Origin of the sequence: Polaromonas sp. UC242_47, assembly GCF_044452385.1 — a bacterium.
Classification (GTDB): domain Bacteria; phylum Pseudomonadota; class Gammaproteobacteria; order Burkholderiales; family Burkholderiaceae_C; genus Polaromonas.
Genome location: NZ_JBIOAO010000001.1, coordinates 1942305 through 1964750 on the forward strand (window position 1 = coordinate 1942305; position 22446 = coordinate 1964750).

The following is a 22446-nucleotide window of genomic DNA, read 5'->3' on the forward strand; positions in this document are numbered from 1 at the left end:
GAGTTTATGCGTCATTACGAGATCGTCTTGCTGATCCACCCGGATCAAAGCGAGCAAGTGCCAGCCATGCTGGAGCGTTACAAGGGCATGATTACCGCCGGCGGTGGAAAAGTGCATCGTGTTGAAGATTGGGGCCGTCGCCAGTTGGTGTACCTGATCCAGAAACTCGCCAAAGCACACTACCTGTGCATCAACATCGAAGCCAGCCAGGCCGTGATGGACGAAATTGAACATGCATTCAAGTTCAATGACGCCGTGTTGCGCCACCTGACCGTGGTCAAGAAAAAGGCTGAAACCGGCCCATCCCTGATGATGAGAAACGTCGAGAGGGAAGAAGCCCGTAAAGCCCAGCAGCAGGAGTATGCGGCGTCGTAAGACGTCACCATGCTGTTGAACGACTCGCTGCTGCGTGATTGATCCTGCAGTGAACCACGTTGAATTGACCGCCGGTATCGCAGAGCTAAGTCCTCTTCGTTACACGCCCGCTGGCATCCCCGTCGCCAATTTCGTCCTCGAACACGAGTCGGAAATGGTGGAGGCAGGTACCAAGCGCCAGGTCAAATTGACGGTCAAGGCGGTTGCTTTTGGAGTGTTGGCTGAACAATCAAGCCGACTTTCTTTGGGCCAAGCCTTCAGGTTCACCGGTTTTCTGGTCAATGCGCGCGCCAGCAAAAGCGTTGTTTTTCATATCCAAGCTTTCGATCAAGTACTGAACCCCATTTAAGGAGTCCATCATGCCCGGACCAAAACGTTTCAATAAAGACAAGCGCCCAAAGCGCAATACCCAATCCCTGCTGTTCAAACGCAAGCGTTTTTGCCGTTTCACAGCCGCTGGCGTTGAAGAAATCGACTACAAAGACATCGACACCCTGCGCGATTTCGTAGCCGAAAACGGAAAAATCATCCCCGCACGCCTGACCGGCACCCGCGCGATTTTCCAGCGCCAAGTTAACACCGCCGTCAAGCGCGCTCGCTTCCTCGCGATGCTGCCTTACAGCGACCAGCACCGTAGCCTGTAAGGAACACGACCATGCAAATCATTCTGCTCGACAAAGTCGTCAACCTGGGCAATCTGGGTGAAGTCGTCAAAGTTAAAGACGGTTACGCACGCAACTTCCTGATCCCTTCCGGCCGCGCCCGTCGCGCCACGGCAGCGAACAAGGCCGAATTCGAAGCCAAGCGCGTCGAACTGGAAAAAGCTGCTGCCGCTAAACTGGCCGAAATGCAAGCCCAAGGCGAAAAACTTGGCGGTACCACCGTCAAGTTGACGCAAAAAGCCGGTGTGGACGGCCGTTTGTTCGGTTCCGTCACCAACCATGACATCTCGGCTGAGCTGACCAAGCAGGGCTTCCCTGTGTCCAAGGCTCAGATCCGCCTGCCTAACGGTCCTCTGAAGACCGTTGGTGATCACGCTGTCAGCGTGGCATTGCACACCGACGTGACCGTGGACATCACGGTGACCGTGTACGGCGAAACCGCTTAATCCGCGTTTTCCGCCTCCAGAAAAAGCCGCTCCCAGAGCGGCTTTTTCAATGGTGTGTCAATTCACATCTTGTACAGGGTTGTCCCCTTGTTATCAACGACTTATCAACAGCGTTACGCAGTGACGCCGGCTGCTCCCGGCGCTAGTATGTAGAGCTGTCAAGGAAACCCATGTCCGCCGTCCTCTCCACCGCTTCCTCTCCCCGTTACACCTCGGACAAACAGATCGAACAGCTGCGTATTCCGCCGCATTCGATAGAGAGCGAATCCAGCGTGCTGGGCGGTCTGTTGCTGGACAACGGCGCCTGGGACCGGGTGGGCGATTTGCTGGTGGACGAGGACTTTTACCGCTTCGAACACAAGCTGATCTACGCGGCCGCGGGGGCATTGATCAATGCCAGCAAACCGGCCGACGTGATCACGGTCTACGAATACCTGCAGAACCTGGGCAAAGCCGACGAAGCGGGCGGCCTGAGTTACCTGAACTCGCTGGCCCAATACGTGCCCAGCGCCAGCAACATCCGGCGTTACGCAGAGATCGTGCGCGAGCGCGCCATCCTGCGCAAGCTGGTGGCGGCCAGCGACGAAATCGCCACCAACGCCTTCAATCCGCAGGGTAGGGATGTGGCCTCGATTCTGGACGAGGCCGAGCAGAAGATTTTCAAGATCGGCGAGCAGGGCTCGCGCATGAAGCAGGGTTTCCAGAGCATGGACACCCTGGTGGTGGATCTGCTGGACCGCGTGACCGAGATGTCGGAAAACCCGAACGACGTCACCGGCGTGCCCACCGGCTTTTACGACCTGGACAACATGACCTCCGGCCTGCAGGCGGGTGACCTGGTGATTCTGGCGGCGCGTCCGTCCATGGGTAAAACCGCGCTGGCCATCAACATCGCCGAACATGTGGCGCTCAACGAAGGGCTACCCGTCGCCGTGTTTTCCATGGAAATGGGCGCCTCCCAGCTGGCCGTGCGTATCGTCGGCTCCATAGGCCGTATCAACCAGTCCAGTCTGCGCACCGGCAAACTGTCCGACGACGAGTGGCCGCGCCTGACGGAAGCCATCGAAAAGCTGCGCACCATCTCGCTGCACATCGATGAAACCGCCGGCCTGACCGTCAGCGAGTTGCGCGCCAACGCCAGGCGGCTGGCGCGCCAGTGCGGCAAGTTAGGCCTGATCGTGGTCGACTATTTGCAGCTCATGAGTGTGTCCAGCGGCATGGCCGAAGAAAACCGTGCCACCGCTGTTGGTGAAATCTCACGCGGCTTGAAGATGCTGGCCAAGGAGTTGCAGTGCCCCGTCATCGCGCTGTCGCAGCTCAGCCGTGGCGTCGAGGCCCGGACCGACAAACGCCCCATGATGAGTGACTTGCGCGAATCCGGCGCCATCGAGCAGGATGCCGACATCATCATGTTCATCTACCGCGACGAGTACTACACCAAGGACGCCTGCAAGGAGCCCGGTGTGGCCGAGGTCATCATCAGCAAGCAGCGTAACGGGCCGACCGGCACCGTCAAGCTGGCGTTCAAGAACAGCATCACCAAGTTTGAAAGCCTGGCGCACGGCGGTGGCGGCGGTTATGAATAAAATCGGGCTCCAGCCCTTTGATGGCGAGCGTAATCAGCTATTAATTTGATAGTGATTGCGCCAGGCGTGGCACATTTTTCTTGCGCCGCGCCAGGGCCTTTTCAGGGCAGTTCTTCGGCCTTGAGTGCGGGCTCCGTCAGGACGCGCGCGGTGCTGGGCAGGCCGTCCAACAACTGGTTGGCAAAAAAGCTGCTTTGGGTATCCGGCTCCAGGGCCGCGATCACCAGGTTGGCCAGCGGCTGGTGCAGGGGCACGTAATAACTGCCGGCCGGGGCGTCAATCACGCCGCGCATCAGGGCGACTTCGGCGTTGATGATCTGATGACCGGCATCGGCAATGGTGCCGCGCACATCCTGGCGCACGCCGGCGGAGCGCGCGGTTTCGCGGTACACCTCGCCCAGCAGGGCGCTGGGCTCCATCACACGCAAGACCTGCACACCATGCAGGCGCAGGCGCTCCACGGCCGTTTTCGACGACGCCGACAGCCAGTAGCCGCAAGGTCGCACACGCGCCTTGATCTTGCGCAAGGTCAGTGACGAGTTCCATTCCACGCGCAGCATTTTGTCTGCGCCTGTGACCGGGTCCAGCATCAGCAACTCGTAGGGAATCGTGGTCGGGCCGGCTTGCACAACCGCTTCGTCCTTGCAGGCCGAGGCGCTGAGTTCTTTCTCGATATAGGGCTGCAACTGGCCCAGTTCACTGGCGCGCTGAGCGGTGCTGGCCAGCACGCTGCTGATGGCGGTCACGTGGGTGTGCACGCGGCGCTGGATGTGCAGCCTGTCAATGCCAACGCCGCGTGTTTCGATCAGCAGGCTGACCGCATTTTTCAGGCCGTTGACGTTGCGGCCGGTGTCGGGCTGGGTGCCGCCCATGGAGATTTTTTTGTCCACCAGGTCGGTGGAGGTGGTGTAGTACCACTCGGTGCTCAGGCCCTGGGCCTTGAGCGCTGCCAGCAGCGGGCGGCGATACCATTCTTCGGCGGCCTTGGTCAGGAACTCGGGCAGGTTGGCGGTGGTGGCGTATTGCAGCAGCGCATCGTACTTTGGCACGCCGCCGAACTTTTGCAGAAAGCGGCCGACCACGGTGTATTCGTGGGCATCCACCACCACGGTCGGGTGGTAGTCGCGTGTGAGTTTGGCCAGCGCGCGGGCTTCGGGCGTGTTGAGCAGCAAGTGGTCCCGGTTCATGTCCAGCCCGCCGCTGGTTACACGTTTGTGCTCGGCCGCACCGTCGGGGTTGGCACGCGGCACGATGATGACGTTGACACGTTCCAGCAAGGGCTGCAACAGGCCTTGCGCCAGTTCGCGGGCGACCACCAGCAGCGCCTCGCTGCCGGCCGGTTCGTTGCCGTGTTGCTGGCCTATCAGCAAGACGGTGGGGCGTCCCGAGGCGGCCAGGGCGGCGGCGCTGGTGTCGGTGCCATGGGTCAGCACCAGGGCTTCCAGCGCTTCGCCGCCTTGGGATTCGCCCATCGGCAACACGGCGGCTTTCAGTTTGGACGTCGGTGCGGCCGAGGCCACCAGGTCGCGCAGCCAGCTCTGGATTTCCGCATTCGAGGTGAAGCTGCTGCGCCCGGCCTGCAGGCCGGGGGTGTTGTAGACCACGGTGGGCGCCGGGAAACGAGCGGCGACGGCGGCACTGTAAGGCGCTTCCGGGGCAGCCGCGGGAGCGGTGCCGGCACCGACCACCACGGCCGGCCTGGCAGGCTCGGCTTGTACCGGCGCGGGGGCGACCGCGACTGGCGGCGCTTTGGCCGCACCGGAAGAGGTCGGCCACGGTGGCAACGGCACCGAGGTACAGGCCGCCAGCGCCAGCAGCCAGGGCAGGACCAGGCCAACACGCATCCGGTCAGGCCGCCAGCCCGGTTGTGACGAGGCGGAGGAGGAGGGGGCGTTTGTTGGTTTTGTCATCCGCATGGGCTGGTCTGTGGTTGGAGGTCTGCTGGCATATTATCCGGCCTGCCGCCTGACCGCTTCGGTGGCCACCCTTGGGGGCATTTTGTGCCGGCCCTTCTCAGCGCTGACCATATGAGAAACTAGGGGGTCATGAGTGAGAACGCTGAATTTTTGAAAAATACCGGGAAAGTCCTGTCCGTCGCACCGATGATGGACTGGACCGACCGGCATTGCCGTTATTTCCACCGCCTCTTGTCGCGCCACGCCTTGTTGTACACCGAGATGGTGACCACGGGCGCGTTAATCCATGGCGATGTCGCACGGCATCTGCGCTTCAATGCCGAAGAACACCCGGTGGCACTGCAACTGGGCGGCAGCGAGCCGGCCGACCTGGCCCATTGCGCCAAACTTGGCGAGCAGTGGGGCTACGACGAGATCAACCTGAACTGCGGCTGCCCCAGCGAACGTGTGCAACGCGGCGCGTTTGGCGCTTGCCTGATGGCCGAGCCGCAACTGGTGGCCGACGGTGTCAAGGCCATGCTCGACGTGGTGGATATACCCGTGACGGTCAAACACCGCATTGGCATCGACAAAACCGAGAGTTACGAGTTTGTGCGCGACTTTATCGGCACCGTGAGCGACGCCGGTTGCAAGGGTTTTATCGTGCATGCGCGCAACGCCTGGCTCAAGGGCCTGAGCCCGAAAGAAAACCGCGAACTGCCGCCGCTACGTTATGAGCTGGTGCACCGCCTCAAGGCCGAGTTCCCGGACCTGCACATCGCCATCAACGGCGGCCTCAATACCGCTGAACTGGTGCGTACGCAGTGGCAGCAACTGGACGGTGTGATGGTGGGGCGCGAGGCTTATCACAACCCCTGGTGGCTGGCCTCGTGGGATGCGGACTTTTTTGGCGCCCAACCGTCTGAGTTGAGCCGCGAAGCAGTCGAGGAAGCCATGGTGGCCTACATGGCGCGTGAAGCCGCGGCACATGGCACACCCTGGAGCACCATCGCCCGCCACATGCTGGGTCTGCGCCATGGCTTGCCGGGCAGCCGGCGCTGGCGCCAGGTCTGGAGCGACCACAAGCTCAAAAGCCTGCACCCGCGCGATGTGATGGCCCTGGCGCACGAAACGGTGCAAGAAGCCGCGTAACGGCCTGTGCGCCAAAAATTTAAGTAAATAAGGCCGCTAGCCCAGGTAGGCCGGGCGCAAGCAGCTATCAAAAGTGAAGCGTATGGGCGACCCCCGCCGGGCCGCCCGTAGGCGCGCTCAGGGGCCGACGCCGACCTGGGTCACAAACTTGGTGTTCAGGTAGGCCTCGATGGCTTCCGAGCCGCCTTCCGAGCCATAACCCGAATCTTTCACGCCGCCGAAGGGCACTTCGGGCAGGGCAAAACCATGGTGGTTGATGGTCACCATGCCGCTTTCAAGCGCGGCGCTGACGGCGCTGGCGGTCTTGAGCGAGCGGGTGTAGGCATAAGCCGCGAGGCCATAAGGCAAGCGGTTGGCCTCCTGGATCGCCTCGTCGAAATGGGTGAAGGGCTGGATGGGCGCGATCGGGCCAAAGGGCTCCTCATTCATGATCTGGGCGTTCACACTGACATGGGTGAGCACCGTCGGTTCGAAGAAGTTGCCCGCGCTGCCTATGCGTTTGCCCCCGGTGAGCAGGCGCGCGCCTTTGGACACGGCGTCATCGACCAGCCGTTCCATGGCCTGCACACGCCTGGCATTGGCCAGCGGGCCCATGCGGGTCGCCGGGTCCAGGCCGCTGCCGACCTTGACACTTTGGGCTGCGCGCACAAAACCGTCAACAAAACGCTCATACAGCGAGGCATGCACCAAGAAGCGAGTCGGGGAGGCGCAGATCTGGCCCGCGTTGCGGAATTTGGCGCCGCTCAGCAAGGCAATGGCCGCGTCCACATCGGCGTCCTCGAAGACGATCGCCGGGGCGTGGCCGCCCAGCTCCATGGTGGCGCGTTTCATGTGCTGGCCGGCTAATGCTGCCAGCTGTTTGCCTACGGGGGTGGAACCGGTGAAGGTGACCTTGCGGATCACCGGGTGCGCAATCAGGTAGCTGGAAATATCGGCGGGCACACCAAACACCAGGTTGAGCACGCCGGCAGGCACACCGGCATCCACATAAGCCTGGACCAGCGCGGCGCAACTGGCCGGTGTTTCTTCCGGGCCCTTGAGAATGACCGAGCAGCCCGCGGCCAGGGCTGCCGAGACCTTGCGCACCGCCTGGTTGATGGGGAAGTTCCAGGGCGTGAAGGCGGCCACCGGGCCCACCGGTTCTTTGACCACCATCTGGCTGATACCTTCGGCGCGTGCTGGAATGAGGCGGCCGTAGGTGCGCCGGCCTTCTTCGGCAAACCAGTCGATCAGGTCGCCGGCCGAGGCGGCTTCGGCCTTGGCCTCGACCAGCGGTTTGCCCTGTTCCAGCGTCATCAGGTGGCCGATGTGGTCGGCCCGGCTGCGCATCAGGTCGGCGGCCTTGCGCAGGATTTTGTAGCGGTCAAAAGCCGAGACCTGGCGCCAGCTGCGAAAACCCGCATCGGCGGCGGCCAGCGCACGGTCCAGGTCGCTGCGGTCGGCATGGGCCAGCCGGGCCAGCGTCTGGCCGGTGGCGGGATCGAGAATGGCTTCACTCTTGCCGCTGGCACCGTCGCACCAGGCGCCGTTGATAAAAAGCTGAACGTTGGTGTACATGACTGTTCTTTCTGATTTTTTGAAATGTGTCGGCAGGTCGCTAGTCCCTCAGGCGAGGGATAACGACCAGTCAGCGATGAGGCGGCAACACGTGCGTTTGTGTTCGGGCTGGTCGAACAGATAGTGTTTGGCACCAGGTATCGGGGTCAGCAACTTGTTGTCATGCGGCACGGCCTCGTACAACATCTTCGCGTGCCCCGGGTAACAGCCGGGGTCGGCCGTGCCGTAAATCACGTGCACCGGTGCCTTCACGGTCTGCAACCGGTCGGGGCCGTTGCCGTTGGACAGGGAGGTGCTCCACTGCGACAGCCAGGAACGCAGGCTGGTGTAGTGACCGATGGAGGCCGGCACCAGGTTGGCCACATAGGGGTCGCCCCATTGTGTGGTGGCCGCGCGGTCCGAGGGGTCCAGCGACAGGTCCAGGTTGCGCGGGTCGGCCATGGTGCCGTGCACCACAAAAGGCAGGTCGTCGACGCGGCCGCCGGTGCGCTCTTTCAGCGCGGCCAGTTGCGCGATGGCCCACTGCGTGATGCGTTCGTTGCGCGCCACTTGCGCCGCACGGTAACGCGCCAGGAAGTCGGGCGTGTAGGGTGGCCCGTTGTCCGGGTTGAACATGTCCAGTGCCGGGTCGCGCTGAAAGGGATCGTTCTCGTCGAGGATGGCCGGGTCGAGTTTTTCAGTGAGCACGATGTTGCGCCCGGGATGCGCCATCAGCATGATCAGCCCGTCGGCCGGGGGCAGGTCGGCACGGGTCAGGTCCGGTGGGCCGCCTGCGGGCGCGGCGGTGATGGTCGGGTGTTCGGCCTGGTTCTGGTACAGCGCCACCAGGCCGCCGCCGCCCGAGTTACCGACCAGCACCACACGTTGGTAACCCTCGTTGCGTAGGTGGCGGACCACCGAGCCGATGTCGACCACACAATGCTCCAGCAGCAGCATGGCTTCGTTGCCGATGTAACGTGTGGTCATGCCGATGGCATCCACGCCGCATTCGGCCAGCGTCTCCAGCGCGTAATGGCCCATGAAGTTGGAAGACGGGTGGATCACCACCACGGCCGTGGCGGCGCGCGGCCCGCCGACACCGGCTGCCCGGTGCCGCGTGCACCACAAGACCCCGGCGCGGCGTGCCACGCCAGACTGGACATCCATGGCCCCGGCGCTTTGCATGGGGACGGCCAGCAGCTCCCGGCGATTGATGGGTGTTTTATCCATGATTCAGCGTGCATTCCATGACTGGTAATAATCGGCTTTTTCCGCGGCCAAGGCGGCGCGCCCCAGCAGCAGCGGCTTGAAGGTGTCCAGCATCACGGCGCATTCCTCGGTGTGTTGTCCCACCCGCGAAGGGCCGGATTCATAAGCGGCCGGTTGTGGGCCGTGGATGTGGCCGGCGGGGTGCAGCGACAGGGCGCCGCGTTCTATGCCGCTGCCCTTGCGGCTGAAGAAGTTGCCTTCCGCGTAAAAAATCAATTCGTCCGAATCGACGTTGGAATGGAAGGAGGGGATGGGCATCGCGCGCGGGTCGTAGTCGAGCATGCGCGGCACAAAATTGCAGAACACGCAGTTGGGCGCTTCGAAGACCTGATGCACCGGTGGCGGGCGATGAAAGCTGCCGGTGATGGGGGAAAAATCGGCGATGTTCAGCGCATAGGGGTAGTTGCAACCGAACCAGCCCACCACATCGAAGGGATGGGTCTGGTAGGTGTAGCAGGTCAGGCCGTTGCGGTTTTTGACAATCACATCGACGTCACTGCCTTCGGCCAGCAAGGGGCCTTCGGGGCGGCGCAGGTCCAGCTCGGAATAGGGCGACTCCTGGTTGTACTGGCCGTTGGCCGTGAGGTAACGCTTCGGTGGGCGGACATGGCCTGCCGTTTCGAACACCAGCGCGCGCAGGGCGGCATCGCCTTGCGGCAACCAGCGGTGGGTGACCCCTTTGGGGATGACCACGTAGTCGCCCTGGCGTACCTCCAGCACACCGAACACCGTCTCCAGCCGCGCGGCGCCGTCGTGGATGTACAGCAACTCGTCGCCACCTGCATTGCGGTACAGCGGCGAGGGCTGGTGGCTCACTGCAAACGACACCAGCACGTCGCTGTTGCCACACAACAGATGCCGGTTGCCTATCATGTCGCCGCTGTCCTGCAACCAGCTGGTGCCCAACAGGCGCGGCAACAGGGGATGGTTGTCCACCAGGTCGGGCGCGGGGTGCGGCAGGGCCGCGACCTTGAGTACCGCCGAGGGCGGCGAGCGGTGGTAAAGCAGGGACATGTTTGAGGAGAATCCCTCCTCGCCCATGACCTCGGCCGCGTAGAGTTTGCCGTCGGGGCGGCGGAATTGCGAGAAGCGCTTGCGCGGTATCTCGCCGACTTGCATGAAGTAAGGCATAGGCACATCCCAATCGTTCAAAAAACACAAAAAGCATTCGCGCTGCTGAGCGTAATTTTTTGGAAAGCCGGGGTCTATTAGGGTTTGTATGAATAAAATGAAATGATGTTCCAAAATAATATATGCTGGTCGCAAGCCAAAAAGGCGGGTGATACAGAGGACTTATGGAAATCACTTTCGACGAATATTTCAAATACCAGCACCACGAAGCGCGCATCCCGTCGTCGTTGCGGCAGGGCTGCGATCCGGTCCGGCACCGCGTGGTGATTGCGGGCGGCGGGCCCACCGGCCTGGCACTGGCGCTCGGGCTGGCCAACTACAACATTCCGGTGGTGGTGCTGGAGGCCGACGACACGGTATGCAGCGGCAGCCGCGCCGGCGCCTTCACACGCCGCACGCTGGAAATTCTGGAGCAACTCGGCGTCATCGACGAGGTCATGCGCACTGGCCACGGCTGGACCACGGGCTGGACTTATTACCGCGACAAGGAGGTGTTCCAGTTCAACATGCCGCATGACGCGAACCAGAAATACCCGCCTGCGATCAGCCATTTGCAAAACTACATCGAACATTGCATGGTGGAGCGGGCGCAACAGCTCGGCGACCTGATCGACATCCGCTGGAAGACGCAACTGAAAGCCTTGCAGCAAGACGCTGAGGGCGCGCGCCTGGAGGTCGAGACGCCAGCCGGCAGCTACGCGCTGGAGGCCGACTGGGTGGTGGCCTGCGACGGCGGACGCAGCACCGTGCGCGACCTGCTTGGCCTGCGCATGCAGGGCAAGCGCCACGAGGGGCGTTACGTGATCATAGATATCCGCATCGACACCGAAGGCCTGCCGGTCGGCCGGCGCTGCTGGTTTGATCCGCCGTCCAAGCCGGGTGGCACGCTGCTGATGTACAAAAAACCGGGCAACATGTTGCGTTTTGATTACCAGCTGAATGACGACGACGATGAGGTCGAGGAGATGAAACCCGAACGGGTGTTTGCGCAGGTGGACCAGCACCTCAAGATGATGGGCATTGAGCGCCAATGGACACCGGTCTGGATGAGTTTGTACCGCGCCAGCGCGTTGACGCTGGACAGCTACTTGCATGAGCGTGTGCTGTTTGCCGGCGATGCGGCGCATCTGGTGCCTATCTTTGGCGTGCGCGGCATGAACTCCGCCATCGACGACACGCACAACCTGGCCTGGAAGCTGGCTTTTGTGGCCAAGGGCCTGGCCGGGACCCGCTTGCTGGAAAGTTACAGCAGCGAGCGTGTGCACGCGGCCCGCGAGAACCACCGCTTCGCCTCCAAAGGCGCGGAATTCATGGCGCCGCCGTCGGCCCCGTTCCGCCTCATGCGGGATGCGGTGTTGTCGCTGTCGGAGCGCCATCCCTGGATCACCAGCCTGATGAACCCGCGCCAGCATGCAGCGATTCCGCTGCATGACTCGCCACTGAATGCCAGCCTGCCAGAGTCGGCGGCTTTCCGCGCCGGGCCGGCGCCGGGAGACATTTTGCGCGAGTGCCCGCTGGAGATCAACGGCCAGCCCGGCTTCCTGAGTGATTTGCTGGGGCCACATTTCACCGCGTTTTATTTCAGCGAAGCGGGGGAGGTACCCGCCACGCTGGCGGCGGCGTGTGACGAACTGGCGACGCGTGTGCCCTTCCAGTTGCGGGTGATTGCCCGTCGCGGGACAGCCCCGGGCGAAGGCGCGCTGGACGCGCAGGGTCATTTGTTGTCTATGTACGGCGCGCAGGTGGGCAGTCTCTACCTGGTACGTCCCGATGGCCATGTGATGGCGCGTTGGCTGGACGCCGACCCCGGGGCCCTTGTTTCTGCCATTGAGCAGGCCCTCAGCCTGCAAGAGGAGGTCTGCGATGTCTGACCAGGAATTCGACGATGTTTACACCCGGCTGTGTTACGCGCTGACCGACGCGGGTGAGGCCCAGACACCGGCCGTGCTGGCGCGCCTGACCCTGTTGCTGATGAAACAGGTGGACGATGCAGCCCTTATTCATCAGGCGATAGGCGCCGCATTGCTGGAAGAGAGTACCTCATGACCGAATCCACCACACCGAGCCACGCACCATCACTGATGACGGGCGGCGAGGCCCTGGCCCAGCAACTGGTGCGCGAAGGCGTACGCGATATTTTCGGCGTGCCGGGTGTGCAGCTCGACTGGGCCGTGGACGCGCTGGCCGGCATGCAGAAGGAGTTGCGTTTTATCGTGCCGCGGCACGAACAAGCCACCTCCTACATGGCCGACGGTTATGCGCGTTCCAGCGGGCGGGTGGGGGTGAGCATGGTGGTGCCCGGTCCCGGCATGCTTAATGCGTTGTCTGGCCTGGCGACCGGTTATGCCTGTAGCTCGCGCATGTTGTTTCTCACCGCACAAATCCCGTCCGACAAGATTGGGCGCGGTCTGGGCATGTTGCACGAGTTGCCGGACCAGACGGGCATTCTCAAAAGTCTGGTGAAGTGGCATGGTCTGGCGCAAACACCGGCGGCGGTGCCGGGCGTGGTGCGCAACGCGGTGCAGCAGCTTCACAGCGGCCGGCCGCGGCCGGTGGGTATCGAAATTCCGCAAGACGTGTTGCAGCGTGCGGAGGCCGTGGCGCTGGCCGACACCACCCAGGCGCCTGAGCCCTGGCTTTGCGACGAAACCATGATCGAACGTGCCGCGGCTTTGCTGCGCGGTGCACGCCGGCCCGTCATCGTGGCTGGCGGCGGCATTGTTGCGGGTGGTGCATCGGCCGCGTTGGCCCGCCTGGCCGAGCGGCTGCAGGCGCCGGTGCTGGTCACGGAGAACGGCACCGGGGCTTTGTCATCCCGCCATCCGCTGGCGCTGAACTGGTTATCCTCGCGCGCCTTGCTGCCACATGCCGACGTGGTGCTGGCGGTGGGCAGTCGTTTCATCGACCCGCAGGGTGTGCCGCCGCGCCTGCGTGCCGATGCGCGCCTGATCCTGGTCAACGCCGACGCGCAGGACCTGGGCGCACCGCGCGAACCTGCCGTGGCGATCCATGCGGACGCACACACGGCGCTGGAGGCGCTGCTTGCCGCGCTGGAGGGCCACCGACCGAGGAGCGATCAATCGCAGGACGTACAGACCCTGCGGGACTGGGCCGCCACGCAACTGGCCGACATTGCGCCGCAGTGTGAGTGGCTGCGTGCCTTGCGCAAAACCATCCCGGACAACGGTTTTCTGGTCAGCGACCTCACGCAGGTCGGTTACCCGGCCCACCTGGCTTATCCGGTGTATGAGCCGGGCACCTTCATCAGCCCGGGTTACCAGGGCACCCTGGGTTATGCCTACACCACGGCGCTGGGTGTCGCCGCGGCGCATCCCGATCGCGCGGTGGTGGCGATTGCCGGCGACGGCGGTTTTGGCTGGACCTTGCAGGAGCTGGCCACCGCGCGCCGTTACCAGTTGCCGGTGGTGCTGGTGGTTTTTAACAATGAGGCTTTCGGCAATGTCCGTCTGTTGCAGGAGCGCCAGTTCGGACGCAGTTATGCCACGGAGCTGACCAATCCGGATTTCATGCAGCTCGCGAAAGCCTTTGGCGTCGATGGCGTGCGCGTGTCCCATCCCGCCGAGTTGTCCGGCGCGCTGGCCAGCGCGCTCGCGGCACGCCGGCCAGCACTTATCGAAGCAAGGACCGGGGCTTTTCCCAGTCCCTGGCATTTGATCCGGGGCGCCGCAGCGGCAGCGCCCAATCCCCTGGGTACACCGATACAAGTCAAAGGAGACACACCATGAAGGTCATCAGCCGGTTGTTGAGCGCTCTGTGCGCCGTGCCGATCTTGCTCTCGCCCGCGCTGGCGGCGCCGGACGCCAGTTTTCCGCAAAAAGGCAAGGTGATTCGCATCATCACGCCGCTGTCGCCTGGCGGTTCGTCGGATATCCAGGCGCGGGCCATTGCCAGTCGCATGTCCCAGCAGATGGGTGTGCCGGTGATCGTCGAGAACAAACCCGGCGCCTCGACGGCGATTGCCGTGCGGGAACTGATGCGTTCGCCGCCCGACGGTTACACGCTGCTGTACACGATCACGGTGACCACCAGCCAGTTGCCGCACCTGTATGCCAAGCCGCCTTTCGACGTTTTTAAGGACATGACACCTTTGGGCGTCGCATCGCGCACACGTACCATTCTGGTCGCGACGGCCAATGCACCTTATAACAACCTGAAGGAGATGGTGGCCTATGCCAAGGCCAACCCTGGCAAGGTGAATTACGGCTCCTACGGCATAGGTTCGTCGGGCCACATCAATGGTGAACTGCTCAAGGCAAATGCCGGCATCGACATTGTCCACGTGCCTTACAAAGGCAGCACCGAGGCCGTGCGCGACTTGCTGGGCGGCCAGATCCAGCTGGTGTTCGACGGGCCGGCCACGGCCATCACCAATGCCAAGGCCGGACTGGTAAAAATTCTCGGTGTACCGGACAAGGAACGCTTGCCGTCGATTCCGGACGTGCCCACCATCACCGAAGCCGGCGTGCCCGGCTTGGACCTGCCTGGTCTGGAACAGTTTTTTGCGCCAGCCGGAACGCCCAAAAAGATTGCGGATGCGCTCAACGTCGAACTGATGAAAGCCGTGCGTTCGCCGGAGGTGACGGAGCTGCTGCTGCGTGGCGGTTCCACCCTGGTCGCCAGCACCCCGGCGGAGCATGCCCGCATGATGCGGGAAGACTCGGAGAAGTGGGGTGCCGTGATCCGCCGGCTCGGCATCCGCATGGATTGAGTTGGGCCTGTTTTGACGCTGGAGCCGCGGGTGCGGCTCCTTTTGTTTTCTGCCGCGTCGAAGGGGCTATGCCTCTAGACCGGCTTTCAAGTGTCACCCCGCGGGTGGCCGGATTGTTGCTTGACCATGCCGCTGTTTCTGGTTTTTTCTGTTTGTGTTTTCGCCAGTGGTTTTGCGCTGCGGGTGATTGATCCGATTGTGTTGCCCCTGGCCGCCCACTATGCGGTGCCGCCCGAGATGGCCGCGATGTTGAACACCGCCTATGCCTTGCCCTACGCCGTGGCCCAGTTGTTCCTCGGGCCGCTGGGCGACCGCTTCAGCAAACTGCGTTGCATGCAGGTCTGCTGCACCGGGCTGACGCTGGCGCTGGTGCTGGGCCTGTTGGCGCCATCCTTCACCTGGCTGGTGGGCACGCGTATCGTGGCGGGCATTTTCGCTGGCGGCCTGATCCCCTTGGTCTTGGCCTCGCTCGGAGAGAAATATGACATGGCGGAGCGCCAAGTCATGATAGGCCGCATGTTGTTTGCGATCATCGCCGGGCAGATGCTGGGTTCCGTGGTTTCCGGTCTGTCCAATGAAGCCTTTGGCTGGCACAGTGCCTTGGTTATTTCAGCGCTGTTAGCTGCCGTTGGCGCCGTGTTTTTGTGGCAGGCCAGGCCCGAGTCCAGTGCGTCGACCGCATCAAAGGGCGCCGCCTTGTCCATGGGGGCGTTGTATGGCCGGGTGTTCCAGAACCCGCGGGCGATCTGGCTGTACGCCTGTGCTTTGGCCGAAGGCACGCTGTTTTTCAGCTTCTTTCCTTACGTTGGCGCCTTGCTGCTGGAGCACACGACGGTGGCCGCCGCCTCGGTATCGGGCCGGGCAGGGCTCATCCTGGGGGCTTTCGGCATCGGGGGCCTGCTCTATGCCATCCTTGTCCGCCGCTTGATCGGCTGGCTGGGGGTGAGTCGCATGTGTTTGATCGGCTCGTTGGTGGCGGCAGCTTGTTACGCCGCGCTGACCTTGTCCTCCTTCTGGTGGGTGGATGCGCTGGTCATGCTGGTCGCGGGATTCAGCTTTTACATGATCCACAACTCGCTGCAGACACAGGTGACCGAACTGGCGCCTTCCGCTCGGGGATCGGCGGTGGCGCTGTTTGCCTGCGGTTTGTTTGCGGGGCAGGGCATAGGGCCGCTGCTTTTGGCGCCCTGATGCACAGCCTGGGGCTGACCGGGGCCTTGCTGCTGCTGGCCGCTGGTTTTGTGTTGCTGGGCCAGGTGGTGGTGCGACGCGTGCTGGTACCCGCCACCTGAGCCGCGGCGGGCGGTTCGCCCGGCTCAGTGGCTGGTGCCGGCTTCTTCGGAGATCAGTTTGGCCGTCTTCAGCAGCTTGGGCGCGATTTTGTCGAGCAGCATTTTTTTAGGCAGCAGGTAAGCGGGGCCGCCACAACTCACGGCATACAACTCCCCACGCGGGCCGCGCAACGCCAGGCCCAACGCGTTGATGTCGTTGTGCCATTCACCAAAAGACGTGCAATAACCCAGCCGGGCGTGTTCCAGCAGCGCCGCGTCCAAACGCGTCTTCACGGCGCGCCAGTTGCTGCCGCTGGCCGTGCGTATGCCTTCCAGCAAGGCCTGGCGTTCCGGTTCATCCACCGAGGCCAGGTAGGCGCGGCCCGAGGCCGAGGTGGCAATCGCCATGCGCGAGCCCACGTCCAGGTTGGACAGGATGACGGCGGAACGCGGGCGGATGTGATCAATCAGCACAATGTCCAGGCCGTCGCGCACGCCCAGGTGCACCGCGGCGCCGGCCTGTTCGGCCAGCTCCGTCAGGTGTTGCCGCGCATGGCTGCGCAGGTCGAAGTTGCGCAGGTAGGCATTGCTCAGTTCCAGCAGCGCGGCGCTCAGGCTGAAACGTTCGCTGTCCGCCAGCTGCCGCAAAAAACCCGCGCCTACCAGCGTGGCCGCCAGCCGCGACACCGTGGCCTTGGGGATGCCTGTGGCTTCGGCCAGTTCGCGGTTGCTCAAAGGCCTGTCAGCCTGCGAGACCACGCGCAAGACGGCGAGGCCCCGGGCCAGGGCGCTGACTTCATCTTTGGGCTGGGTCGGTGTGTCGTCTGTCATGCATTACTCGGTGAATGGGCAGGTTGGGGTTTCATAAATCAACGTTCCATTTTATGGACAAGTCGGGACGGCGTTTCCGGTTTGTCGTTCCGCTGTGTCGCGAGGGTGTAAGGGCTTCGGCGCGCAGGTCCGTCAGGCGAGGCTCAAATGTTTGTATCCCAAGGTCGTCGCGAACAGTTGCCGCTGCGTTATGAACTTATGCGCCGGTGTATGGCGTCAAGCCCGAGTTTTCAGACCGCTGCATTCTTGTCAGCGGCGGTCGCGGGACGGTGTGTGGCTGGGCCAGGCGGCGGAAGGTCGCCTTTAAGTGAGAAATTATGAAAAAAAGGCCTCTGGCCCAGACAGGACGGGCGCAAGCAGCTATCAAATGTGGAGCGTATCACGATTTTGATGCGCACAGTTTTTCCTTGAGTGTGTGCTTTTTCAGGGCACTTCGAGCTTGTTGTTTTTGGCGCCATAAAAGGCGTGAACCGGATTTTTTTCACAGCAGAGCAAGCCATAACGTTGTACGCTGTAGTCTGAGATGCTGGAACTTTTCCCCTGACCCTGCTATCTATCAGGCACAACGATCAGAGCTAACAGTCGAGTCGTCGCGCGGTAAGCTGAAGCGGGTTTGTTCCACGGGTCAGTGATGCTTCGGTTGCAGCGTACATAGGAGGCCCTATGAATGTCGTTCGCAATTTTTTGGCGCGTTATGAACAGACGCGGGAAGAAGAACTGTCCATCGAGGAGTACCTCGAAGCCTGCAAAAAAGATCGCCTTGTCTACGCGACGGCGGCCGAGCGGATTCTCGCGGCCGTGGGTGAACCTGAGATGGTCGATACCCGGCATGACCAGCGCCTGTCGCGGCTCTTCGGCAACAAGGTCATCAAGATCTACCCGGCCTTCCGCGACTTTTACGGGCTCGAAGATCCGATAGAGCAGGTGGTGTCCTACTTCCGCCATGCGGCGCAGGGCCTGGAAGAGAAAAAACAAATCCTCTACCTGCTCGGGCCTGTGGGTGGCGGCAAGTCGTCCATCGCCGAGCGGCTCAAACAGCTGATGGAAAAAGTGCCGTTTTACGCGCTCAAGGGATCACCTGTCAACGAGTCGCCGCTCAGCCTGTTTAACAACGCCGAAGACGTGCCCGTGCTGGAATCCCAGTACGGCATTCCAGCGCGTTACCTGCAACGCGTCATGTCACCGTGGGCGGTCAAGCGACTGGAGGAATACGGCGGTGACGTGCGCCAGTTCCGCGTGGTCAAACGTTTCCCGTCCATCCTGAAACAATGCGCCATCTCCAAGACCGAGCCCGGCGACGAGAACAACCAGGACATTTCTTCGCTGGTGGGCAAGATCGATATCCGCAAGCTGGAGACTTACGCCCAGGATGATCCGGACGCCTACAGCTACTCCGGCGGCTTGTGCCTGGCGAACCAGGGCCTGCTGGAGTTTGTCGAGATGTTCAAGGCGCCTATCAAGGTCTTGCATCCGCTGCTGACCGCCACGCAGGAGGGCAATTACAAGGGCACCGAGGGTTTTGGCGCCATTCCCTTTGACGGCATCGTGATGGCGCACTCCAACGAAAGCGAGTGGAAAGCGTTCAAAAACAACCGCAACAACGAAGCCTTCCTGGACCGTATCTACATCGTCAAGGTGCCGTATTGCCTGCGGGTGTCGGAAGAGGTCAAGATTTATGAAAAATTGATACGCAACTCTTCGCTGCTGAACGCCGTCTGTGCGCCCGGCACCCTGAAGATGATGGCACAGTTTGCGGTGCTCACACGCCTGAAAGAGCCGGAGAACTCCAGCATGTTCAGCAAGCTGCAGGTGTATGACGGCGAGAACCTCAAGGACACCGACCCGAAGGCCAAGAGTTACCAGGAGTACCGCGACTACGCCGGCGTGGACGAAGGCATGAGCGGCATCTCGACACGTTTTGCCTTCAAGATTTTGTCCAAGGTGTTTAACTTCGATTCGACCGAAATCGCCGCCAACCCGGTGCACCTGATGTATGTGCTGGAAAAACAGATCGAACGCGAGCAGTTCCCGCCGGAAACCGAACAGAAGTACCTGGCCTTCATCAAGGAAACCCTGGCTGCGCGTTATGCCGAGTTCATAGGCAAGGAAATCCAAACGGCTTATCTGGAGTCGTATTCGGAGTATGGCCAGAATATTTTCGACCGTTACGTCACCTACGCCGACTTCTGGATCCAGGACCAGGAATACCGGGATACCGACACGGGTGAAATTTTCGACCGCTCGGCGCTTAATGCCGAACTGGAAAAAATTGAAAAACCAGCCGGCATCAGCAACCCGAAAGACTTCCGCAACGAGATTGTCAACTTCGTGTTGCGTGCGCGGGCCAACAACGCGGGTAAAAATCCGACCTGGACCAGTTACGAGAAACTGCGCACCGTGATCGAGAAGAAGATGTTCTCCAACACCGAAGACCTGCTGCCGGTGATCTCCTTCAACGCCAAGGCGAGCGCGGACGAGCAGCAAAAACACGAGGACTTCGTCAATCGCATGGTCTCCAAGGGTTACACCACGCGGCAGGTGCGCTTGTTGTGCGACTGGTACCTGCGGGTTCGCAAGAGTTCCTGAACTTCAAGGGATGTAGCACCAACGCGTCATTGGTAGCCGACCGGGGATCACCATGCTGCAGCAAGTCATTGATCGGCGTCTCTCGGGCAAGAACAAGTCCATCGGCAACCGGGAGAGGTTTTTGCGTCGCTTCCGCGGGCAGATCCGGGAGGCGGTTCGCCGCGCCGTGGCCGGCCGCAGCATCCATGACATCGAGCAGGGCGAGGACATCACCTTGCCGCGGCGCGACGTGTCCGAGCCGGTGTTTGGTCATGGCGACGGCGGCACCCGTGAAACCGTTCATCCCGGTAACCAGGAATACATACGCGGCGACCGCATAGCCCGCCCGCAGGGTGGTGGTGCGGGCGGGTCGGGTCAGGGGGCGAGTCAGGACGGGAGCGGCGAGGACGATTTTGTGTTTCGCATCACCCGCGAAGAGTTCATGCAGTATTTTTTCGATGACCTGGCCTTGCCGCACCTGGTGCGTACCCAGCTCTTGCCGAATGCGCCGGAGTGGACCTCCAGGCGTGCCGGTTTTGTCACGGATGGCACACCGACCAATCTGCATGTCGTGCGCTCCATGCGGGTGGCGCTGAGCCGGCGTATTGCCCTGAGTGGTGAAGCCAGGCGCAAACTGCGCGAACTGGAGGCGCAACTGGCTGTGGTCTTGCGTTTCGGCCCCGGCCAGCCCGGTGAAGTGGCGGCGCTGCAGGAACAGATCGACGTCCTGCGTCGCAGGCTCCGGCGGATTCCGTTTTTCGACCCCTTTGACCTGCGTTACCGCAACCGGGTTCGGGTGCCTTTGCCCACCGCCAAGGCGGTGATGTTTTGCCTGATGGACGTTTCGGGGTCCATGGACGAGGCACGCAAAGACATCGCCAAGCGCTTTTTTATCCTGCTGTATTTGTTTTTACAGCGGCATTACGAACGTACCGACGTGGTTTTTATCCGCCACCACACGCAGGCGGCGGAAGTCTCCGAAGATGAATTTTTCCACTCGGCCGAGACCGGCGGCACCGTGGTGTCCAGCGCCTTGACCTTGATGCACCAGATCATCCAGGCGCGTTACCCGTCGGGCGAATGGAATATTTATGGTGCCCAGGCCTCCGACGGCGACAACTGGCACCAGGACTCGTCCAAGTGCCGCGAGTTGCTGACGGGCAAGCTGCTGCCGCTTTCCCGTTACTTTGCTTATGTGCAGGTGGGTGATGAAGACCAGAACCTCTGGCAGGAGTACACCGAGGTCCTGGCCACCAGCAGCAACTTCGCCATGCGCAAGATCAACGAAGCCTCGGAGATTTACCCGGTGTTCCGGGATTTGTTCAAGAAAGGCAGCAGCACCACATGACCCGGGAATCCCGCAAGCACACCCCTGTGCCGGCACCCGGCTTGCCCGGTGCCGCGGGCAGGCGCGCGCGTCTGCCCAGCCCGTCGGACTGGTCCTTTGAGCTGATCGAGATTTACCACGCCGAAATCGCACGCACGGCCGCGGCCTTTGGCCTGGACACCTACCCGGTCCAGCTCGAAGTCATTACGGCCGAGCAGATGATTGATGCCTACGCGGCGATAGGCATGCCAGTGAACTACCGGCACTGGTCTTTCGGCAAACAGTTCATCGCCACCGAAAAAAGTTATCGCCGAGGCCAGATGGGACTGGCCTACGAAATCGTGATCAACTCCGATCCCTGCATTGCCTACCTGATGGAAGAAAACACCATGCCCATGCAGGCGCTGGTGATGGCGCATGCCTGTTACGGCCACAACTCCTTTTTCAAGGGCAATTACCTGTTCCGGATGTGGACAGACGCCAGCTCCATCATCGATTACCTGGTGTATGCGCGGGCCTATATCGCGGAGTGTGAAGAGCACCACGGCTGGGATGCGGTGGAGCAGTTGCTGGACTCCTGCCATGCCTTGATGAGCCATGGCGTGGACCGTTACCGGCGTTCGCAAAAACTCTCGCTGGCCGAAGAGGAAGCGCGGCGCAAGGACCGCGAAGCCTATCTGCAGCAGCAACTCAACGACCTGTGGCGTACCGTGCCCAAGTCGGCCGAAAAAGAAGCTGAAAAAGTCGGCCGGCGTTTTCCGGCTGAGCCGCAGGAAAATATTCTGTACTTCATTGAAAAAAACGCGCCTCTGCTGGAGCCCTGGCAGCGCGAGGTGGTGCGTATTGTGCGCAAGGTCGCGCAGTATTTTTATCCGCAGCGGCAGACCCAGATCATGAACGAGGGCTGGGCCACCTTTTGGCACTACACCTTGCTCAACACCATGTACGACGAGGGTTTGCTGACCGACGGTTTCATGATTGAATGCCTGCGCTCCCACACCAACGTCATTTACCAGCCGCCGGTCACACACCCGGCCTACAGCGGCATCAATCCTTATGCCCTGGGTTTTGCCATGTTCAGCGACCTCAAACGTATCTGCATGACACCCACGGAAGAAGACCGGTTATGGTTTCCCGACATCGCGGGCTCGGAGTGGCTCAAGACCCTCCATGCTGTCATGCGCGACTACCGGGACGAGAGTTTTATCGGGCAATACCTCTCACCCCACCTGATGCGCGAGTTTCGCCTGTTTTCCGTGCTGGACGATGCGACCGAGCTGGAGCTCGAAGTGGCGGCCATCCACGATGACGCGGGTTACCGCCATGTGCGCGAGGCCTTGTCACGCCAGTTTGACCTGAGTTACCGCGAGCCCAACATCCAGGTCTGGAATGTGGATGTGCGCGGCGACCGTTCCCTGACCTTGCGCCACACCCGCCACAACGACAGGCCGCTCACCGACGACGTGCAGGAAGTGATGAAACATGTGGCGCGCCTGTGGGGCTTCCGTGTCCAGCTCGAAAGTGTGGACAAACACGGCAAAGTGCTCAGGCACTGGGAGGCGGAGCCGCCACACGTCTGAGTCCATGCCCAAATCCCCCGTGCACTTTGTCGGCTTCGCTGGCCGTACGTCTGTACTGTCTGCGCTTCGCCTTCGCCTTCACGAATGCTTT

19 protein-coding genes are annotated in these 22446 nt (G+C 61.9%); 14 read left to right on the forward strand and 5 right to left on the reverse strand.

Annotated features, from left to right (window positions below; all coding sequences use genetic code 11):
• Positions 1–6 precede the first annotated feature (6 nt).
• The 5 genes from rpsF (at position 7) to dnaB (ending at position 3069) form a co-directional block, all read left to right on the forward strand.
• Positions 7–375, forward strand: a complete 369-nt coding sequence (gene rpsF / locus ACHMXK_RS09555; RefSeq protein ID WP_397439757.1) for a 30S ribosomal protein S6 — start codon at positions 7–9, stop codon at positions 373–375.
• A 49-nt stretch (positions 376–424) separates the two neighbouring features.
• Entirely contained in the window at positions 425–724 is a 300-nt protein-coding gene (priB, locus tag ACHMXK_RS09560) for a primosomal replication protein N (protein WP_397439759.1), read from the forward strand.
• A 10-nt stretch (positions 725–734) separates the two neighbouring features.
• The gene (gene rpsR / locus ACHMXK_RS09565) at positions 735–1019 is read left to right on the forward strand and encodes a 30S ribosomal protein S18 (RefSeq protein WP_318404945.1); all 285 of its coding nucleotides are present in this window, start codon (positions 735–737) and stop codon (positions 1017–1019) included.
• An 11-nt stretch (positions 1020–1030) separates the two neighbouring features.
• Positions 1031–1483, forward strand: a complete 453-nt coding sequence (gene rplI / locus ACHMXK_RS09570; RefSeq protein ID WP_318404944.1) for a 50S ribosomal protein L9 — start codon at positions 1031–1033, stop codon at positions 1481–1483.
• Positions 1484–1653: 170 nt separating this feature from the next.
• Positions 1654–3069, forward strand: coding sequence for a replicative DNA helicase (dnaB, locus tag ACHMXK_RS09575; RefSeq protein WP_397439762.1), 1416 nt, complete (start codon positions 1654–1656; stop codon positions 3067–3069).
• Between the two features lie 101 nt (positions 3070–3170).
• Here the strand turns inward: dnaB and ACHMXK_RS09580 are convergent, their stop codons facing one another.
• A complete protein-coding gene (locus ACHMXK_RS09580) occupies positions 3171–4979 on the reverse strand; it encodes a M14 family metallopeptidase (RefSeq protein WP_397439764.1) in 1809 nt (602 codons plus the stop codon).
• Positions 4980–5114: 135 nt separating this feature from the next.
• Here ACHMXK_RS09580 and dusA point away from each other — a divergent pair, with 135 nt between their 5' ends.
• Positions 5115–6116 carry a tRNA dihydrouridine(20/20a) synthase DusA gene (gene dusA / locus ACHMXK_RS09585; RefSeq protein ID WP_397439766.1) on the forward strand — a complete coding sequence of 334 codons (1002 nt, stop codon included), beginning with the start codon at positions 5115–5117 and terminating at the stop codon, positions 6114–6116.
• Between the two features lie 117 nt (positions 6117–6233).
• Here dusA and ACHMXK_RS09590 read toward each other — a convergent pair whose 3' ends face one another.
• Genes ACHMXK_RS09590 through ACHMXK_RS09600 form a run of 3 tightly spaced genes read right to left on the reverse strand, consistent with a single transcriptional unit; the run spans position 6234 to position 10052 of the window.
• Positions 6234–7673: an NAD-dependent succinate-semialdehyde dehydrogenase gene (locus ACHMXK_RS09590; RefSeq protein WP_397439768.1), complete on the reverse strand. Its 1440-nt coding sequence runs from the start codon at positions 7671–7673 to the stop codon at positions 6234–6236.
• Between the two features lie 48 nt (positions 7674–7721).
• Entirely contained in the window at positions 7722–8882 is a 1161-nt protein-coding gene (locus ACHMXK_RS09595) for an alpha/beta hydrolase (protein WP_397439770.1), read from the reverse strand.
• Between the two features lie 3 nt (positions 8883–8885).
• Positions 8886–10052: a homogentisate 1,2-dioxygenase gene (locus tag ACHMXK_RS09600; RefSeq protein ID WP_397439772.1), complete on the reverse strand. Its 1167-nt coding sequence runs from the start codon at positions 10050–10052 to the stop codon at positions 8886–8888.
• A 164-nt stretch (positions 10053–10216) separates the two neighbouring features.
• Here ACHMXK_RS09600 and ACHMXK_RS09605 point away from each other — a divergent pair, with 164 nt between their 5' ends.
• The 5 genes from ACHMXK_RS09605 to ACHMXK_RS09625 all read left to right on the forward strand — a co-directional run bounded on the left by ACHMXK_RS09605 (position 10217) and on the right by ACHMXK_RS09625 (position 15972).
• On the forward strand, positions 10217–11923 hold the full coding sequence (locus ACHMXK_RS09605) for an FAD-dependent monooxygenase (RefSeq protein ID WP_397439774.1): 1707 nt from the start codon (positions 10217–10219) through the stop codon (positions 11921–11923).
• The gene (locus ACHMXK_RS09610) at positions 11916–12098 is read left to right on the forward strand and encodes a DUF2783 domain-containing protein (protein ID WP_397439776.1); all 183 of its coding nucleotides are present in this window, start codon (positions 11916–11918) and stop codon (positions 12096–12098) included. Before ACHMXK_RS09605 ends, ACHMXK_RS09610 begins: the two co-directional genes overlap by 8 nt.
• Complete coding sequence (locus tag ACHMXK_RS09615; RefSeq protein ID WP_397439778.1) at positions 12095–13798, forward strand: thiamine pyrophosphate-dependent enzyme; 1704 nt, start codon at positions 12095–12097, stop codon at positions 13796–13798. The genes ACHMXK_RS09610 and ACHMXK_RS09615 overlap by 4 nt, the downstream gene beginning before the upstream one ends.
• Positions 13795–14781: a Bug family tripartite tricarboxylate transporter substrate binding protein gene (locus ACHMXK_RS09620; protein WP_397439780.1), complete on the forward strand. Its 987-nt coding sequence runs from the start codon at positions 13795–13797 to the stop codon at positions 14779–14781. Before ACHMXK_RS09615 ends, ACHMXK_RS09620 begins: the two co-directional genes overlap by 4 nt.
• A 126-nt stretch (positions 14782–14907) precedes the next feature.
• On the forward strand, positions 14908–15972 hold the full coding sequence (locus ACHMXK_RS09625; protein ID WP_397442488.1) for an MFS transporter: 1065 nt from the start codon (positions 14908–14910) through the stop codon (positions 15970–15972).
• A 125-nt stretch (positions 15973–16097) separates the two neighbouring features.
• Here ACHMXK_RS09625 and ACHMXK_RS09630 read toward each other — a convergent pair whose 3' ends face one another.
• The gene (locus ACHMXK_RS09630) at positions 16098–16883 is read right to left on the reverse strand and encodes an IclR family transcriptional regulator (protein WP_397439782.1); all 786 of its coding nucleotides are present in this window, start codon (positions 16881–16883) and stop codon (positions 16098–16100) included.
• 663 nt (positions 16884–17546) lie between these two features.
• On the opposite strand from ACHMXK_RS09630, the gene ACHMXK_RS09635 reads away from it, so the two are divergent.
• Genes ACHMXK_RS09635 through ACHMXK_RS09645 form a run of 3 tightly spaced genes read left to right on the forward strand, consistent with a single transcriptional unit; the run spans position 17547 to position 22355 of the window.
• Positions 17547–19469: a PrkA family serine protein kinase gene (locus ACHMXK_RS09635; RefSeq protein WP_397439784.1), complete on the forward strand. Its 1923-nt coding sequence runs from the start codon at positions 17547–17549 to the stop codon at positions 19467–19469.
• Positions 19470–19521: 52 nt separating this feature from the next.
• A complete protein-coding gene (locus ACHMXK_RS09640) occupies positions 19522–20796 on the forward strand; it encodes a YeaH/YhbH family protein (RefSeq protein ID WP_397439786.1) in 1275 nt (424 codons plus the stop codon).
• Positions 20793–22355: a SpoVR family protein gene (locus ACHMXK_RS09645; protein WP_397439788.1), complete on the forward strand. Its 1563-nt coding sequence runs from the start codon at positions 20793–20795 to the stop codon at positions 22353–22355. Before ACHMXK_RS09640 ends, ACHMXK_RS09645 begins: the two co-directional genes overlap by 4 nt.
• Positions 22356–22446 lie beyond the last annotated feature (91 nt).

Excerpts from the sequence above, each read along its gene's own strand:
- ACHMXK_RS09605 (WP_397439774.1), top strand. The coding sequence starts at position 10,217 with ATGGAAATCACTTTCGACGAATATTTCAAATACCAGCACCACGAAGCG.
- ACHMXK_RS09595 (WP_397439770.1), bottom strand. The coding sequence starts at position 8,882 with ATGGATAAAACACCCATCAATCGCCGGGAGCTGCTGGCCGTCCCCATG.
- ACHMXK_RS09625 (WP_397442488.1), top strand. The coding sequence starts at position 14,908 with ATGCCGCTGTTTCTGGTTTTTTCTGTTTGTGTTTTCGCCAGTGGTTTT.
- dnaB (WP_397439762.1), top strand. The coding sequence starts at position 1,654 with ATGTCCGCCGTCCTCTCCACCGCTTCCTCTCCCCGTTACACCTCGGAC.
- rplI (WP_318404944.1), top strand. The coding sequence starts at position 1,031 with ATGCAAATCATTCTGCTCGACAAAGTCGTCAACCTGGGCAATCTGGGT.
- ACHMXK_RS09645 (WP_397439788.1), top strand. The coding sequence starts at position 20,793 with ATGACCCGGGAATCCCGCAAGCACACCCCTGTGCCGGCACCCGGCTTG.
- ACHMXK_RS09580 (WP_397439764.1), bottom strand. The coding sequence starts at position 4,979 with ATGACAAAACCAACAAACGCCCCCTCCTCCTCCGCCTCGTCACAACCG.
- rpsR (WP_318404945.1), top strand. The coding sequence starts at position 735 with ATGCCCGGACCAAAACGTTTCAATAAAGACAAGCGCCCAAAGCGCAAT.
- ACHMXK_RS09615 (WP_397439778.1), top strand. The coding sequence starts at position 12,095 with ATGACCGAATCCACCACACCGAGCCACGCACCATCACTGATGACGGGC.
- rpsF (WP_397439757.1), top strand. The coding sequence starts at position 7 with ATGCGTCATTACGAGATCGTCTTGCTGATCCACCCGGATCAAAGCGAG.
- ACHMXK_RS09610 (WP_397439776.1), top strand. The coding sequence starts at position 11,916 with ATGTCTGACCAGGAATTCGACGATGTTTACACCCGGCTGTGTTACGCG.
- ACHMXK_RS09635 (WP_397439784.1), top strand. The coding sequence starts at position 17,547 with ATGAATGTCGTTCGCAATTTTTTGGCGCGTTATGAACAGACGCGGGAA.
- ACHMXK_RS09600 (WP_397439772.1), bottom strand. The coding sequence starts at position 10,052 with ATGCCTTACTTCATGCAAGTCGGCGAGATACCGCGCAAGCGCTTCTCG.
- dusA (WP_397439766.1), top strand. The coding sequence starts at position 5,115 with ATGAGTGAGAACGCTGAATTTTTGAAAAATACCGGGAAAGTCCTGTCC.
- ACHMXK_RS09590 (WP_397439768.1), bottom strand. The coding sequence starts at position 7,673 with ATGTACACCAACGTTCAGCTTTTTATCAACGGCGCCTGGTGCGACGGT.
- ACHMXK_RS09630 (WP_397439782.1), bottom strand. The coding sequence starts at position 16,883 with ATGACAGACGACACACCGACCCAGCCCAAAGATGAAGTCAGCGCCCTG.
- ACHMXK_RS09620 (WP_397439780.1), top strand. The coding sequence starts at position 13,795 with ATGAAGGTCATCAGCCGGTTGTTGAGCGCTCTGTGCGCCGTGCCGATC.
- ACHMXK_RS09640 (WP_397439786.1), top strand. The coding sequence starts at position 19,522 with ATGCTGCAGCAAGTCATTGATCGGCGTCTCTCGGGCAAGAACAAGTCC.